Origin of the sequence: Rhodococcus sp. NPDC057014, from assembly GCF_042673295.1 — a bacterium.
Taxonomy (GTDB): Bacteria; Actinomycetota; Actinomycetes; order Mycobacteriales; family Mycobacteriaceae; genus Rhodococcus_F.
Genome location: NZ_JBHUSF010000242.1, coordinates 1 through 14,288 on the forward strand (window position 1 = coordinate 1; position 14,288 = coordinate 14,288).

Below are 14,288 nucleotides of genomic sequence, written 5' to 3' on the forward strand. Positions count from 1 at the left end.
ACCCACAACGGGTCCCCGTGCAAATGTGCATTACCTCCGCGCTCTGATCGGCCGGGGTTGGCTGCAGGTGTAGATCATTCACGCGGGCATCGCCGACCGTCGCCCGGAAGGGGTGGTGACGGTGGAAGGCGCTCTCTGACAGCCGGATCTCGCTGAGCCCGTTGGTAGCTATCGGATCCCAACTGGACCGGAGAATTCGATGCCTGGGACCGATTAAGGAAGTTTTAACGCTTCCAATCGATCCGGACAAACTCCGGATCAAAAGCCTTTCGTCCGCGGGGCGACGGAAGTATGGTCACCGTCATCAGCAGTGCGATTACCGTGCCGCGCCGATCCGCGCTCATCTTCTCCCAGCGTGCGCGGAGATCGTCGGCACCGACCTTCTCCCAGCGTGCCCGAAGATCGTCGGCACCGATCGACTTGGCCAGCCGGTCCCACTGCGACTGGACACTGCGAGCGGTGTCGACCCGAGCGAGGTCGTACCTGATCTGTGCAGGATGCGCTGTCACCTGGTCTCCGTCGACCTCACGAGTCGCGAACACCTGCGCCAACGCTTCGAGCCGTCTCTGCAGCCCTTCCTGCTTGCCTTGGAGGGCTGGGACATCGACCCCGTCGTCGGACTTGTCGAGGAGAAAGTGGGCGTATTCCGCGGTGAGTCGATCGACCACCAGCGTGTCGATGTACGCATCGAGGGTGTCCTGTCGCCTCCACAGATGTGCTGATTCCTTGCAGACGTAGAAGTTCGTGTTCCGGCTCGTCGTGACGTGTGTTGTGCTCCCACATTTTCCGCAGAGGTAGACACCCGAACCCTGCCAGCGCCGATCCCGTGCCACCGTACGTCGACCATCGAGGATTTCGACTACCGCCCGGTGCGTGTGCTCGTCGATAATGGCGGGCCACTGGCCGGCGCCGACAATCTGACCCTTGTACGTGGATAGCGCGGCATACGTCGGGTTCCGCAGCACGGCAACCACTTTTTTGCTGGTGAACGGATTCCCCTCGCGGGTCGTAAGCCCGCCCGTGTTCCACCTGCGTGAGATTTCCCCGGTGGGCACACCGGACAACAACGATTGCGCACCCTCCCTTATGGCCGCTGCCTCCGACTCCACGACCGCCTCACCGTGTGCGGTATACCCGAACATCGGAATTCGGGTGCGCCACTGCCCGTCCAATGCAGCCTGCTCACTCGCCCCGGTCATCCGCTCCTGCGCGCTTTCAATCTCATGCCCGTCTTGACGTCGTTCAGTATTCGTCGGGTGTCCTTCATAGCGGTCGAGTCGTTGCGGACGCAGACCCGAGTGACTCCGTAGCCCAGTGACGCTGCCGCCTGGCGGCAGCCGGTATTTTGGTGCGGCACGCCGAGCCCCTCGCTCGGATGAACCGCCGACATCCGCGCACGGATCGCTTCCTGCGTACTGCTCACCGCACCAAACCTGCTTTCACGACGATCATACGGTTCAGTCCGACGGCGTGACCGTCGCCTTTACCCAGGCGATGAGGCCGATCTCCTCACTCGCCCGCCGATCGGGGAGGTGTGTTCGGGCCGACCTCCCTGATTGACGTGGTTGACCCAATACGGCATCATTGTGGTTGACAAGGTTGACGCGAAAGGGTGGGTAGTGGTGATGACGTCGCTGGTGGAGCAGGAGAAGCAGTTGATGGAGGAGCTCTCGCAGCGTGTGCACCGCACGTTCGCCGCTGCCGCTGCGGCGGGTGTGCCCACCGACACGTTCGCGGACGTGCAGGCGATCGCTGATGCGATGTCGGCTGCGCTTCCCACCCATCATGTCTATGACCAGGTTGTGGGCCCGTTTTACGACACGGCCGGCCTGACTCGGTGGTGGAACGTCAGTCGGCAGGCGGTGAGCAAGAAGGTCACTACCAACGCGGTGATCGCCTGCCAGCTCGAGGAGGGGCAATGGGTCTACCCGGTGTGGCAGTTCACCAGCAGCGGCACCGTGGACCCGGCGCTGGTGCAGGTGTGGCGTGTGCTGCGTGCGGGGGCGGATCCGTGGACGTGTGCGCTGTGGCTGCGGGCGCCGCAGGATGCGTTCGGTGGTAAGTCCGCGGTGGGCTGGTTGACCGAGGGTGGGCGGGTCGACCCGGTCCTGGCGGCGGCCCGCGCGGACGTGCAGCGGTGGGCGGCGTGACCCGGGAGGATGTTGCTCTGCGGGCGCCCGGATCGCGTACGCTGACCGGGTTTCCTAATTGGCGATTGACCGGAAGACGGCAGGTCCACCGGGGCCACCGGGTCTCGAATGGGCCCTGGTGGTTCTCCTCGTCCGGGGGCGGACGCTTCGATCTGTCCGCGCCGCGAGGTACGTGTTACGTCGCCTTCGATGAGACGACGGCGATCCGGGAGACGGTGGGGGAGGCGTTGGCCTCGCTGGGGGTGATCGCCCACGACTTCGCGGCCGAGCGGATGCTGTCGACGCTGCGGGTACCCGGCACCCATGACCTCGCCGACACCTGCGCTGACGCGGCTGCCGGGTTCGGGCTGACCCGGGAGTTGTGTTCGATGACACCGTACGACGTTCCCCGGGCGTGGGCGGCGGCGTTCGATGCCGAGTTCGACGGCATCCGGTACCAGACGCGGTTCACCACGGGCCCGATAGCGAATGCGGCCGCGATATTCGGTCCGGCCGGTGAGGTGTCCTGGCCGGTGGACCCGCGTCCGGAGTCTTTCGCGGCGGCGGCGAAGCGTTGCGGTATTGCGGTACAGCCGCTTCCGCGGTCGGTTCGCGTCCTTCATCCGCCGACCTGATGATCGCCGCTGGCGCTCGCCAGGGCGATGTGTCGTGCGTCGAAGGCCGGATCCGCCAACCGTTTGTGGAAGCCCCGCATTCGCATTCAGGTCCTGCGAGGAAAGGAGGCGGCGGTGAGTCCGAGCAAGCCGGGACGAACTGGCTTTGCGGGGCCAGTGGAGTCGCACTGTCACCGTGGGGTCGATGCCGCGCGATGACAGGCCCACGCGCACCGTCGGACGCTTCGATGTCGAACGGTGCCTGCGGTGGATACTCGGTGGGTATCAATGTCATCGACATTCGCTGTACCCGCCGGTCCGGGGTAACGGAAAGGGATACTCGGCGTTGGGGGATGTTCGGCAAACGCTGGCGAAGTATTGCGATACATGACTGTGCGTCACAATCGCTTCACGCCATGCGACGAAGCCTGCCAACGCGTGTAACACCGGAAACCCACGAAGGCTCCTCGAAGAGAACGGAACCCGCCATCCGCACAGCGAGCAATGTGTTTCCGTCGGCGGTCCCGAGTCGGGTCAGTTGAACCGCTGAATCATAAGAGACCCCGCCAGCAACTGGGGGTTTGGCTGGCGGGGTCAAGCGCCGCTCGAATGCGGGGGAGGGCGGCGCCGAAGTAATCTTATGGCGTATGACTCGTTAGTCCCGCTACTGTGATGCAGTAAACATGAATTTCTTCACGCCCACCCCGCATGTGCCACAGCTTTCCGCAGGTCAACCGCACCACCGCGCTGCAGCGGAACCGCTTCACGTAAACGACACGAGACCCGTCCAGAGCCTCTCGCCTGAATGTGACCAGTCGAACCTGCTGGCATGGATGCCAGCGACAGCGCTAACGCCGATCAACGCTACGAGCATGAACCAGTGGCGTTCTCGGCTGCCGTTCATAGATTCCTCAGCATTCTGCACGGAAAGTGTGTGGTCTTCATTGATCTGGAACCCGTCAGCCCTTACTGGGACGTGAGTGCTGACGGGTCCTGCCTCCTCGGCGGGAAGAATCCTCCACCCGTCATCGACGGAATACCTCCAGCTGAAGAGACGTAATAAATACATCATGTTGCACGCCCGTACCACAAGCAGTTGTTGAAAGTTCTGACCTCGAATACCTCACAGTCGGTCAAGACGAAAATGTGATACGGGCAGTTTGTGTAGGCGTGACGAACCCCGCCTGCCGAACACGGACGGGGTTCCGCGCGAGGCTTGAGACGGCGGTCGATCGGCGCCGGTCGACCCTGTGTGGAAGTCGATAATCGCACGTCGGATGAACCTTGCGTATACTTCGAATGACCAAGGGTGTGAACGCCTTTCCGTCAGCACGAAGGTATATCCGGATCTGCGATTCTTGATCGATGCATCCTGCGCGATTCGCTGGTGTCGTCTCTCCTGAGGTGGGTAGCTGGCGTCTCGACGGTCGACACTACGTACCGGTTCGGCACTCGAAGAGACGTCATGAGCGATTGGCAGTGTAAGCCGGACGTGAGAGTCGGTGGATCGGCTCTGCCTGGCGTTGAAGATCCTGCGAAGGACAATGGGTAGTGCCACGGAGCGCTGGCACTGGAAGCAACGTCCTGGACGCGGCGATGTAGAGAAGGCCGCTGATGGCTGAGGCAAGAGAGCCCACCGGCGGAACGTGTGAGGAGCTGCCGGTGGGTCCCGTGCCGCATCCCTCATCGGTGCGGCGGCGAAGCCCCGCCGGGCTACGGATTGGGGGCTCGGCAGGACTTCTGCACCAGAGCCGAGTAGGGAACCAACTCGGTGCGCACTGAGGCTATCCACGGCGACCCATCACCGCCACCGCTATGCGCAGCCTGTTCCACCATCGCCCCCCATCACACAAGGTGCCCCCCTGTTCTGCGTGGAGTGGGTGTTGCTTCGTGTTGATCGACCCCGGCCGCGCGTCGGCCGGGGTCTTGCCGTCACATCATCGGGAGGAGAAGCGTGGCGACCTATCGGTGCGCGATACGGACGAACCCCTCAAGACCAGCCCGAGCACGCAAAACAGACCATACGCCCCGGATCGCGCGACGGGGCCAATACTCCCGAACGACCGGACAGATCCGCCATCCCAGGACGTTGTTTTGTTGCCCTTAGCTGAAAAAGCTGCCTGACAGCCGCAGGTCCTGCAGAGACAATGCCCGTGTGGCGGGGAAACGGGCATCCCTGCGCCCGGCCGGGCGTAGGGAATCGAGACCGGGAGCCCGATAGCGCACGTCGCGAAGGACATTGGTGTCGGCGAGCAGTTGGTCGGCCGAGGGTCACCCAGGTGAGGGACAGGTGCCGAGCGACGACGGTGGTTGTACACAGCCGCGACCGCACACCATCAACCACACAATCATTGCACCGCAGAGTAAGGTCTCACGTCGTTCGATCCGCACCTTCTCGCTGAGCGCTGGTAGCGTTCGTGCAGCTAATCGAGGTGTGTCCATTCGTCTATCGATTTTCTCGCCCGGACAGGGTCAGGGAAGGTGTGGGTAGTGGCTCTACAACAAGCGCGGGCTGTGGCGACCAGAGCGCAAATCGTTCGTGGCGCGGCGGAAACGTTCGAGAAGCAAGGCTATGTCGGAGCCAGCCTCGGAACGATCATCGAGAACGCCGGCCTCACCAAGGGCGCTCTGTACTTCCATTTCAGGTCGAAGGAAGAATTGGCTCGGTGCATCGTCGCCGAGCAGCACGCCACCTCCATCGCCTCGGTCGAGGCGATCGGCCGCGAAGAAGCGTCGGCGATCGAGCAGATCGTGATGCTCTGCCATGAGATGGCCCGGCAGATCGTTCACGACCCGATCGTCCGCGCTGGCATCCGAATCACCCTCGAGCTCAGCGCCGACGAGCATGGCCCCACCGATCCCTACCTGGACTGGATCAATGCGTGCGAGCAGTTGGCGCGACGCGCCATCGTTCAGGGCGACCTCGAGTCTGACATCGATCCGCCGCGGTTCGCCCGGTTCGTGATCGGTGCCTTCACCGGGGTCCAAACGGTCTCGCAAGTCCTCGCCCAGCGCACCGATCTCGAGCAGCGGGTCGACGACATGTGGATGTTCCTGCTGCCTGGGATCATGCCCGAAAGCCGGCAGCCGGACATTGGGCGGATCCGCAAGGCTCGCAGCGTCGGCGCACCCGCTGTCGATAGCGGGCAGGTGACGGCCTGCCGCTGAGCCGCTCAGCGGCGGGCAAGCCGTACGCATCCCGTGGTGACGTCGACGCCGGCCTGCCTGATCACCGCCCTCATCGACAGCGGATCCTCATCGAGCACCCGGACACGCACGGTGGCGCGCTGATCGAGTTCGGCGAATCGGTGGAACACCGCACCGATCGATTCCAGGTGGGCGTCTGGAACCTCGAGGGCCGCGAACGCGCTCTGGCGTAGCACCTCCAGGAGCAGCATCCCGGGCAGATGATCGAGCGGATGGTCGAACAACACCGGATGTGTCACGTCGACCCGCAACTCCCACTCGCCCGGCGCCAACCGTCGGCCGAGCACCACGTGCCGGTCTTCGGCGTGCCCCACCACAGCGGGCGGTACGGCGGTGCCACACCTCGCCGGGCCGGGAGTACGCGGTCCTACGGCGCCCCACCGTGCCCTCGCGTAGGCGGTCGGCGGGAGTGCCACGGCGACACCGGATGCCGACCCGATCTCCCGATCCGCCAGCCAGAACCGCAGCTCAACCCGGAGACTCGACAGCACCTCACCGCGGTACACCAGATCGGACAGGGCGGCGGTCGCCGTCACGTCCGCGGCCGCCGGCCCGACCTCCAAGGCATCGAGGTGCGCGCGAAAGTGAAGGTCCTGCATGACGAATCGTCGATTCAGCGGCACCTGATATCGCGAGTGGGCGAGGTAGATCGCCGCTTGTCGCAGTGTTTCTCCCAGCAGCATCGGGTCGTACAGACCGCCCCGTGCGCGATAGAAGCCGTGCAATCGCGGCCACTGCGCCGCGACGGCGAACCCGTTGGCCTCAGGGAGCTCGGCACAATCGGTGAGGAAAACCTCGGCGACCGCCTGGCGGTGCACATAGCGGCGGGGCACCGGCTGCTCGAAAGACAGGGCGGGAAGTGTCTCACACCGCTGTTGGCGTGCTCGCGTCACGAACCCCTCCACAGAAACCGACCGGTCTTTCGTGCCGGGATGTCGAACTATAGAGCTGGACTCGGACAAGTGACCAACCGGGTGACATCCCCGGCAGGTCCGCGAAAGACTGCTGGCCCCACTCCCAGTCGGTAGGTCAAAAATGTACGGCGTAACGATGGCATGTCACATGCTGTCGAAGATGCGGTGGTCGGGGACGCCGACGTTCCGTGCCGCGGTGATGGCGTCGAGGAGGTCGTCGGCGAGCTGCTCGAAGGTGGCCGATCGGACCCGTTCGGCGGGGCGGTCGTTCGGGTGGGTAGTCAGGAAGCTCTCCAGCATGGCGCAGGTGTCGCGGACGTGTTCGAGCGCCCGACATTGGTTCTCGTTCATCGACGGTGCGGCGGCCGGCGTCCGGTGTTCGGCGTCGGTGCGTCGCGCGGCGCCCTGGACGGGCGGGCGTCGTCGACCGCCGTCAGTAGGTCGTCTGTGAGTTGTTGGTAGGTGGTGAGCCACTGGTGGTCGACAGGTTCGTCGCGCAGATACGCCGTCAGGGCGGCGGTGTTGTCGCCGGTATCCAACCAGCGGCGTAGGTCGGTGGTGCGATCCTGGACGTGCTGTAACGATGTGTGTGACGAAACGGGCATCGGATCTCCTTCAGTGCGGGTTTCCCTTCGGCGAGAATGAGTTTGGCATTGCATGTTTGTCGAGGTCATTGTGGCCTATACGGATCTCCGGTGCCTGGTGTTTGACGGGTCTGCACCGTTGCCGGCCACTGGCGGGTCGCCGCGTGAGGGTGGGCCGGGCTCACGGGCGGACCTTGCGCTGGGTGGCACACGCGACCGGCAGGATGGTTTCGCTTTGGCTGCGGTCGGCTGGCCCAGGAGCGCCCCGATCGCACGCGCAGGTGCCGGCGGTGTCGCAGCGGTCTCGGCTTCGCTCACGGGGGTCTCGCCCGATCGAGAACCGCCCGACGGACGCACCGGCGCTGTCGAACCTTCCCACGCCTGCGAGACCGGAGCATCCGGAATGCGTTCGCATTCGAGGTCGAGTTCGGTGTCTAGGTGGTCGAGCATTGGGTTCAGGTCGGGCAGCGCGCTTCGGCATCCGGTGAGCCCGAGAACGATCTGGCCATCGTCGCTGGTGCAGGTGATGCTGAGGGCTGTCCGGTGGCCGGGCTTGGCAGCGGGTACCGGGCGTCAAGGCGGACCCCACTCCAGTGCCAGGGGGTGCGGGCGGCGACGTCGGAGATCACCATGACGTCGGAGATCACCATGGTGAACGGCGGACACAACGGGCCGCGCAGGCCAAGGAGCATTACACCATCCCGATCGACGCGGCGCCGAGGGCTGACATGGCCAGAACCTGGGAGGGCCTCATCTCACGGAGTGCGGCTTTGCCCTCGCGCATGCAGTCGCGGAGGCCGCCGCTGCCGACCTGCGCCGGGGTGATCGCACCGCCGACCTTCGCCTCACTGCCCGGTGGCGTCGCGCAGTAGCGCGTGTTCGCCGACAGACACAGGTCATTCTCGACCAGGACGCGGAGATCGACATCATCATGGCACGCATCGAGACCATCGACGTCCTCACCGAGTGCGCTCGGGCACACTGCCTCACCGACCGGCTGCGCACCCCGTGCTGAGCGCCGTGGCGCTGTGCACCGAGCTGTAGGAGGTGCACCGACTCGATGCGATCGTCTTCCGGTTTCCCGTGATGATGACCCGTGACGGATCAGCACTGCACCGGCCATCCGGAAATGGTGCCCGGGTCACTGCACTCGGCCCTGCGGGCCGTGTGGGGACTGCCACCCTGCTTCCGCGGGTGTTCCGTTGGTCGCTCGTGTTCGCGTTCATCGCCCGCGTTGGTTCGGCCGACGCGGTGACGAGACGGTCTCTGGTAGGGGATTCTGTGGCGCACGATCGTCATCGGAGCGATGCGTGGACGATGGTCACTGCTGCGCCACCGCCGCGCCGAATTCGGCGGCGAGGGCGCCCGACACCGAACGCGACGTTTGCGTCGTGCGAATGCACATCCAGTTTCCGTCCGCTGGGCACGTGGCGACCCTTTGAGAGAAGCGGATTTGGTGATTCGAGGGTGTCGTACGCTGGCGAAGACACCGCCTCGTCAACACCGTGACGGTGGGCCCGACACGGACATCACCGGCCCGCCTTCGCTCGGCGGATCTGCCGGACACGGTGGCGCGCCGTCGAGCACCGTGGGTGGGGGGGGCGACGGCACCCCAGGGGGAATTTTTTTTTTTTTGGCCGGCGCGGGGGGGTGGGGGTGGGGGGCGCCATGGGGGGGGCCGGGTTGGGAGTGTGATTTAAACAGACGCGGGTGCCGAAGACACCGAGCACGGCCCCGAGCGCGCGCCCCTTGAAATTCTTGCCGTCACGGACCACGAGGGCGTCGACGTCGGTGGTCCCATCGGGCATCGGGGTGAGGGTGTAGGTGTGGCCAGACTTTCCGCCCCACAGGTTGGAATCGGTGGTCGTCATGACGACGCGGTGGGGGTCGGTCCAGTCGTAGTGCAGGCGTTCCCAGGCCCCGCCGGAGCCTTCGGTGACGTCGGCGTGGGTGGTGCCGAGTTCGTGGACCTGGAGGTAGTCGTCGGCGCTGTTGCCGAATAACGCCTGGCGGCCGGGGCCGAAGTCGGTGAGCGCGTCGAGGAATTGTTCCGGGGTGGCGGTGGTGGTCTGGTGCAGGTGGATCGTGGGCATGGTGTTCTCCTTGGGATCCGTGCAGGTGAGGGGTAGACCGGTGGACGGGGTCGAGGACAGTCAGGCGGGCGGCTCCGTCCCGGCCTGTTCGGCGACCATGTAGGCGGCATACCAGCCGCAGTTCGGGTCCTCTGCCCCGGTGCGCTTCTCGTGTTCGCCGTGAGCGATCGCCGCGCGAATCAACGCACGGGTCAGGTCGGCGGTACTACTGAATGTGGTGGCGGCGGTGGTCCCGGCCGTCTCGGTGATGCGGGTGTCGGTGGAACTCATGATGGTCTTTCTCGCCGGGTTCGAAAAAAGGGGTGACGTCGGATGTGAGGCCGTCAGGTCCTGATGGGGGAGCGGCTGGTCGCCGCTGGCACCCCCAGGGCAGGGCGGCTGCGCTACAGCTGGGAGCTGCCGTCGAGGAGGATCTGGTCGAGGACGGTGGTGTCGGCGCGCCGGTCCTGCCGCTGGTCACGCTGGCGGTCGTGCTGGCGTTGCTGCTGCATGTCGTTGTCGCGGTCGAGTGGATTGTCGTGGGTGACGACGGCGGCCACGGGCTGCGCGGGGGCCGGTGCGGTGGTGGTGGCGTTCGCGGCGGCGACCGGGACGAGGGCGACTGCGATGGTCGTGGCGGCGACGGCGGTCAGGCGCTTCCAGGAGGAGGTGCGGGTGATCGGGTGAAGCTGTGTGGTGCTCATGGTGATCGGTGGTCCTAGCTCGGGTGCCGCGGGCCCAGCGTCTGCGGCTACTCGAACGGTGTCCGGAAGGGCCGGGACCGTTACGCCGACCGGATGCCGGCCCGCTATGACGTGCGTCACTTCCGGAGGGGCTACTCGGCACTGCCGGAGCGGCTACAGCAGTGGATTCGGGTCGATGTAGCGCAGCGGGTGGGGGCGTTGAGTCGCCAAGGTTTCTGGCCGAAGGCGCTGAGGGGCCGGTGGGCGTCGGGCCCCGCTCCAGCTCCGCTTGCTATCGCGTGGCGTGCCGGAGCAGGACGAACATTCAGGGCCCTTCCTGATGAGAGCGTGCGTGTGCGCCAGCTTAGGCTCCGGAGGCGAACGGGTCGGGACGATTCGCGAGGCCGGGCGTGGGTCGTCCAAAGGGGCCCGGTGTGACGGACTTCGGCGATGTTCACCGGCCGGTTACGGCTAGAGTCGCCCGGGCGGCATACGGTGGAAGTGCTGGTGCTGCTGTACTGCTCGGGGGTGGTGCGGTCGCAGTTTCGCCTGTCGGCCTGGGGAGTTGCCGTGGAAGTGTTGGCTGCTATCGCCGTCCTTGTCACCGTCGTCCTGATCGTTCCCGCGGTCTATCTGATGCTGGGCGCGATGATCACTATCGAGCAGCGCCGCCTCGGTCAGCGTGCGTCGGATACAGACTCCGCGCCGACGCGAAGCACCCGACAGGATCGAGGCTAGGGTCGGCCGGATCCGCGGTGGGGTGGCCGCACTGTCGCTGACAGCCGGACCGGAACCGGTAAGGAACCGGAAGGCTGACCGTGCGACGCAGGGCTACCGTGTGATCGTGGAGGCGTCAGTGTTTGCGGAAAGGATCTTCGGGGCCCTGTGGTGTGGTGTCGGCGGTCGGAGTGGTGCGGAGGGCGTCTTCGGAGGGTGATCCGGGTTCGAGGGTGTAGAGGCCGAAAGCTTGGTCGGGGGGCGCCGATGGGGGTGAATGCTTCGAACCGAGGGTCAGATCCCCGGCCGACGGATGCTGGTAGCGCTTGTTCCGTGTCGGGGTTGGTGCACGTTCTTAGTCGGCCCCACCGGTTGGGGAAGTCCGGGTCGTGGGTGGCAGTTCGCGGACCAGGTGCGTCGGTTGGGGGTGGTGGCCGGCGACCGACAGCTTCTCGAACACCTGTTCGAAGTGTGTGTTACGCTCTCCCGTGCGGGGCGGGTGGAGGCCGAGCGCCTCGGGAAGCATCCGCCCTGCGCCAACTCCGTGTCGAGGTGGGACCGATGGACAGTGTGATGAGCAAGGCCGATGAACTCGATCGTCTGGTGGGCGAGTTGGTGACTCTGGATGAGCAGCGTGTGCGTATCGGTACCAGGCTCGTCGATCTCGAGCACTATTTCCGCAAGGCCGGCCACCCCGAGTTGTCGCGGCGGGCGCTCGATGCCTTCAGGACGCGGTACCTGGGACGGGTCCTCGAGCTCGCCGACGGGATGCGCGAATAAGCGTGGACCCCGCCCGATGTCGACCTGACCGCGGAACCGTTGCCGCACGCTCGCATGTCGGTCGTGGTGTGTAGTCTGTGCGCAGTTCCGGGAATCCTCCCCCCAATTCGATTCTCGGAACCCCCGCCCCGGCGTCACCCCCCGACGTCGGGGCACCCCAATGCCCGGACATCTCGCCTGCACGCCGACCGCCCGGCGGCCGCGGTCCCGCGGCCCGGCGAAGTCACCTCCGGTATCCCCGGGCCGATCGTGCCGTCAAGGTCTGTGCCGGTGACATTGTGCGGTGCGCGACCCGCGGACTTTGTCACGTGCCTCAGCGCATGGCCACCGCGATTTCTGTCTCCATTCCCTGGCACTTCAGTCGTCACGACGCGCGGCGGGCCGTCCCAGGTGCTGTGCCGCGACCGGCGATCGGGACGCCATCGCGTGAGCGGATGGGGTCGGTGACACCCGTGGCAGGCCCGGTGTGGGCTGATGGTCAGCCCACGCGGATGCCCTGGTCGGCGAGGAACTCGCGGGCACGACCCAGCTGGCGGTCGGTGGCGAAGGCGTACCACTGTTCGGCGAGGCTCTCCTGGTGGACGAGGTCCCGGAACCGGCCGAACGCACCCGTGCCCTCGATCGCCCGCTCCAGCCGCTCCCGCAGCGCCGAATCGTGTTGCCGCTGGGCGAAGGCCGCCATGTCCCGCCAGCCGTCCCGCGAGCCGGTGCGGTCGAACCGGAGCCACCGGTCGGGCTCGGCCTCCACGTCGACGGCGGCGTCCTGTCCGACCATCGCCGGATCGGTGATGCCCTCGTCGACCACCTCCCCGGTGTGCAGGTCGAGGTAGCCACCACCCGACATGGTGAGATCCCCTTCCAGCTCGGTGCCGAGCATCTCCAGGTCCACCGGCACCACCCGCCCCGTCAGCGGCTCCCCGCGCAAACACGCGAGCAGGTCCTGCGCCAGCACCTCGTCACCCGCACCGGCGCGCCACGTCAGCCGGTTGATGATCGACACCGTCACCGCCTCCGCCTGATCGCGTCGTTGCTGCAGTGCCATCGGCAGACCGGCCCCCACCTGGTGCAGTACGTCGTCGACGTCCCGGCCGCGGACCGCGGCGAGGAAGCGGTCCGCATCGCCCGTGGCGATGGCGGCGCGAACCTCGGACACCTCGAGGGTGGGCACCTGGTCCTGTGCGGGCCACGCGTGCAGCAGCATCGGATGCGGCTGGGGTGGTCTGCGCGGAGCCCGGCCGGTCCCGTCGTCGCCGGCCCACCGGCGCCCGTACTGGTCCGGAATGGCGCCCCATCCCCAGTACGGCAACGGCTTGCCGGGCGTGATGCCCAGCACCTGCAGGGGGTCGACCTTCTCGTCGCCGATCAGACAGCGGTGGGTCCAGTCATCGCCCAAATCGAAGGTGAACGCGAACTCCGCTCCCGGCTTCAGCAGCCGCGCAATCTTGGCCGATTCGATGTCCACCGTCTCGGTGATGGGCCCACCGAGCGACTCCACCATCTCGGCCCCGGTCTCGGTGTCGGTGACCACTCGTCCATCGGCGAGGGTGAACATCGACAGGTGCGACCGGTCCCACCGGGCGAACGCGTCGTTGATCGCATTCGCGAGGTCCAGGAAGGTGTGCGACGGACCGACCGCGAAGACGCGGCCCGGCCACGGCCACAGTTCCTCCCCGCGCCCGCCGAGCAGCTCCACCGTCACCGACAACCAGGTTCGTGCCATCCTCCGAGGATGGCAGGCGAGCCGTCGCGCAGCCATACGGCAGCCCCGGATGGGTGCACCGGCGCCCGGTGCCGGCCGGGGTTCGTCCAGTTCGGCGCGCACCCCGCGACCGGACCGCGCACATACGTGCAACACTGCGCGTCATACAGCGTGTGATTGTGCGCGTATCGACTAGCATGGGCTGCAGCGGCGGCCGGCAACACGGCGGCCACGGTGGGCGGGTAAAAGGAGTGGGGTATGGCGCAGGCCGGAAAACGTGAAGGCAACTCTGCGCGGCCGAGCGGGGGTCGAACGTCGAAGCCGCGCAACGATGCCCGTGTGTCGGGAAGTAGCCCCGAGGTGAAGCCGTCCACGGTGGCGTTGTCGTCGAAGCTCGAGTCCCGCAGGGGTCCGGTGAAGGTGCAGCTGAACACCTGGGTGCTGGCGTCGACGGAGGCCCGATTGAAGTGGCTGGTGAAAAACCGGCAGTTCACGGTCACCAGCGTCGTGGACGTGGCGTTGCAGGAGTTGCTGGACCGCTACGACGTACCACCGGCCGATCCCGATGGCCGGATCCGGGAGCAGTGAAGCGATGAGCCGTCCGTGGGAGCAGATCGCCCTGTTCGACGTGCACGAGCCCTCTGCCCCGGATCCTGCCACTGACGAGGCCGTCGAGATCGACGCGGAGGACACCGCCGCGGAGGAGCCGCCGACACCTATTACTGCCCCGGAGCCGTCGATACCTGCCGTTGCCGCGGAACCATCGGCTGTGCCGGAGCCCGAACCGGCAACTAAGTGGTTCCGCCCATAAGTTCGTTGGGGGTCAGGTCCAGGCCGTCGGGTCGTTGAGGTAGAGACCGCAGACGGTGTCGAGGGCGTCTTCTGGGAG

At 66.2% G+C, this 14,288-nt stretch carries 14 protein-coding genes and 3 pseudogenes; 7 read left to right on the top strand and 10 right to left on the bottom strand.

All coding sequences use genetic code 11. From position 1 onward, the window contains the following. Positions 1 to 224: 224 nt before the first annotated feature. Positions 225 to 1,199 (bottom strand): recombinase family protein, encoded by a 975-nt coding sequence (locus ACFTZB_RS33100; protein ID WP_378438146.1) that lies wholly within the window; start codon positions 1,197 to 1,199, stop codon positions 225 to 227. A 426-nt stretch (positions 1,200 to 1,625) separates the two neighbouring features. Between ACFTZB_RS33100 and ACFTZB_RS33105 the strand changes: the two genes are divergently transcribed. The 3 genes from ACFTZB_RS33105 (at position 1,626) to ACFTZB_RS33115 (ending at position 5,911) form a co-directional block, all read left to right on the top strand. Continuing rightward, positions 1,626 to 2,150, top strand: a complete 525-nt coding sequence (locus tag ACFTZB_RS33105) for a hypothetical protein (protein ID WP_378438171.1) — start codon at positions 1,626 to 1,628, stop codon at positions 2,148 to 2,150. Positions 2,151 to 2,215: 65 nt separating this feature from the next. Beyond that, complete coding sequence (locus ACFTZB_RS33110; RefSeq protein ID WP_378438148.1) at positions 2,216 to 2,764, top strand: RES family NAD+ phosphorylase; 549 nt, start codon at positions 2,216 to 2,218, stop codon at positions 2,762 to 2,764. A 2,469-nt stretch (positions 2,765 to 5,233) separates the two neighbouring features. Further along, a complete protein-coding gene (locus ACFTZB_RS33115) occupies positions 5,234 to 5,911 on the top strand; it encodes a ScbR family autoregulator-binding transcription factor (protein WP_378438173.1) in 678 nt (225 codons plus the stop codon). Between the two features lie 5 nt (positions 5,912 to 5,916). On the opposite strand, the gene ACFTZB_RS33120 is transcribed toward ACFTZB_RS33115, so the two are convergent. The 7 genes and pseudogenes from ACFTZB_RS33120 to ACFTZB_RS33150 form a co-directional block, all read right to left on the bottom strand. Continuing rightward, the gene (locus tag ACFTZB_RS33120; protein WP_378438151.1) at positions 5,917 to 6,843 is read right to left on the bottom strand and encodes a ScbA/BarX family gamma-butyrolactone biosynthesis protein; all 927 of its coding nucleotides are present in this window, start codon (positions 6,841 to 6,843) and stop codon (positions 5,917 to 5,919) included. A gap of 165 nt (positions 6,844 to 7,008) precedes the next feature. Continuing rightward, positions 7,009 to 7,215 carry a hypothetical protein gene (locus ACFTZB_RS33125; RefSeq protein WP_378438153.1) on the bottom strand — a complete coding sequence of 69 codons (207 nt, stop codon included), beginning with the start codon at positions 7,213 to 7,215 and terminating at the stop codon, positions 7,009 to 7,011. Beyond that, positions 7,212 to 7,469: a hypothetical protein gene (locus tag ACFTZB_RS33130; RefSeq protein ID WP_378438155.1), complete on the bottom strand. Its 258-nt coding sequence runs from the start codon at positions 7,467 to 7,469 to the stop codon at positions 7,212 to 7,214. The genes ACFTZB_RS33125 and ACFTZB_RS33130 overlap by 4 nt, the downstream gene beginning before the upstream one ends. 396 nt (positions 7,470 to 7,865) lie before the next feature. After that, positions 7,866 to 8,244: pseudogene (locus tag ACFTZB_RS33135) on the bottom strand (WS/DGAT domain-containing protein); the annotation flags it as partial. A 907-nt stretch (positions 8,245 to 9,151) separates the two neighbouring features. Next, positions 9,152 to 9,541, bottom strand: a pseudogene (locus tag ACFTZB_RS33140) (hypothetical protein); the annotation flags it as partial. Between the two features lie 60 nt (positions 9,542 to 9,601). Further along, a complete protein-coding gene (locus tag ACFTZB_RS33145) occupies positions 9,602 to 9,811 on the bottom strand; it encodes a glyoxalase (RefSeq protein ID WP_378438157.1) in 210 nt (69 codons plus the stop codon). Positions 9,812 to 9,924: 113 nt separating this feature from the next. Continuing rightward, positions 9,925 to 10,224 (bottom strand): hypothetical protein, encoded by a 300-nt coding sequence (locus tag ACFTZB_RS33150; protein WP_378438159.1) that lies wholly within the window; start codon positions 10,222 to 10,224, stop codon positions 9,925 to 9,927. A gap of 474 nt (positions 10,225 to 10,698) precedes the next feature. Between ACFTZB_RS33150 and ACFTZB_RS33155 the strand changes: the two genes are divergently transcribed. Beyond that, positions 10,699 to 10,941, top strand: a complete 243-nt coding sequence (locus tag ACFTZB_RS33155) for a hypothetical protein (protein ID WP_378438161.1) — start codon at positions 10,699 to 10,701, stop codon at positions 10,939 to 10,941. A gap of 115 nt (positions 10,942 to 11,056) precedes the next feature. Here ACFTZB_RS33155 and ACFTZB_RS33160 read toward each other — a convergent pair. Continuing rightward, a pseudogene (locus ACFTZB_RS33160) lies at positions 11,057 to 11,251 on the bottom strand (hypothetical protein); the annotation flags it as partial. A gap of 242 nt (positions 11,252 to 11,493) precedes the next feature. On the opposite strand from ACFTZB_RS33160, the gene ACFTZB_RS33165 reads away from it, so the two are divergent. After that, entirely contained in the window at positions 11,494 to 11,700 is a 207-nt protein-coding gene (locus tag ACFTZB_RS33165) for a hypothetical protein (RefSeq protein WP_378438163.1), read from the top strand. Between the two features lie 478 nt (positions 11,701 to 12,178). Here ACFTZB_RS33165 and ACFTZB_RS33170 read toward each other — a convergent pair whose 3' ends face one another. Then, the gene (locus ACFTZB_RS33170; RefSeq protein WP_378438165.1) at positions 12,179 to 13,420 is read right to left on the bottom strand and encodes a hypothetical protein; all 1,242 of its coding nucleotides are present in this window, start codon (positions 13,418 to 13,420) and stop codon (positions 12,179 to 12,181) included. Between the two features lie 237 nt (positions 13,421 to 13,657). On the opposite strand from ACFTZB_RS33170, the gene ACFTZB_RS33175 reads away from it, so the two are divergent. Together ACFTZB_RS33175 and ACFTZB_RS33180 are read left to right on the top strand one after the other, a co-directional pair. After that, positions 13,658 to 13,987 (top strand): hypothetical protein, encoded by a 330-nt coding sequence (locus tag ACFTZB_RS33175; protein ID WP_378438167.1) that lies wholly within the window; start codon positions 13,658 to 13,660, stop codon positions 13,985 to 13,987. 4 nt (positions 13,988 to 13,991) lie between these two features. Then, positions 13,992 to 14,210 carry a hypothetical protein gene (locus ACFTZB_RS33180; RefSeq protein WP_378438169.1) on the top strand — a complete coding sequence of 73 codons (219 nt, stop codon included), beginning with the start codon at positions 13,992 to 13,994 and terminating at the stop codon, positions 14,208 to 14,210. Positions 14,211 to 14,288: the final 78 nt, after the last annotated feature.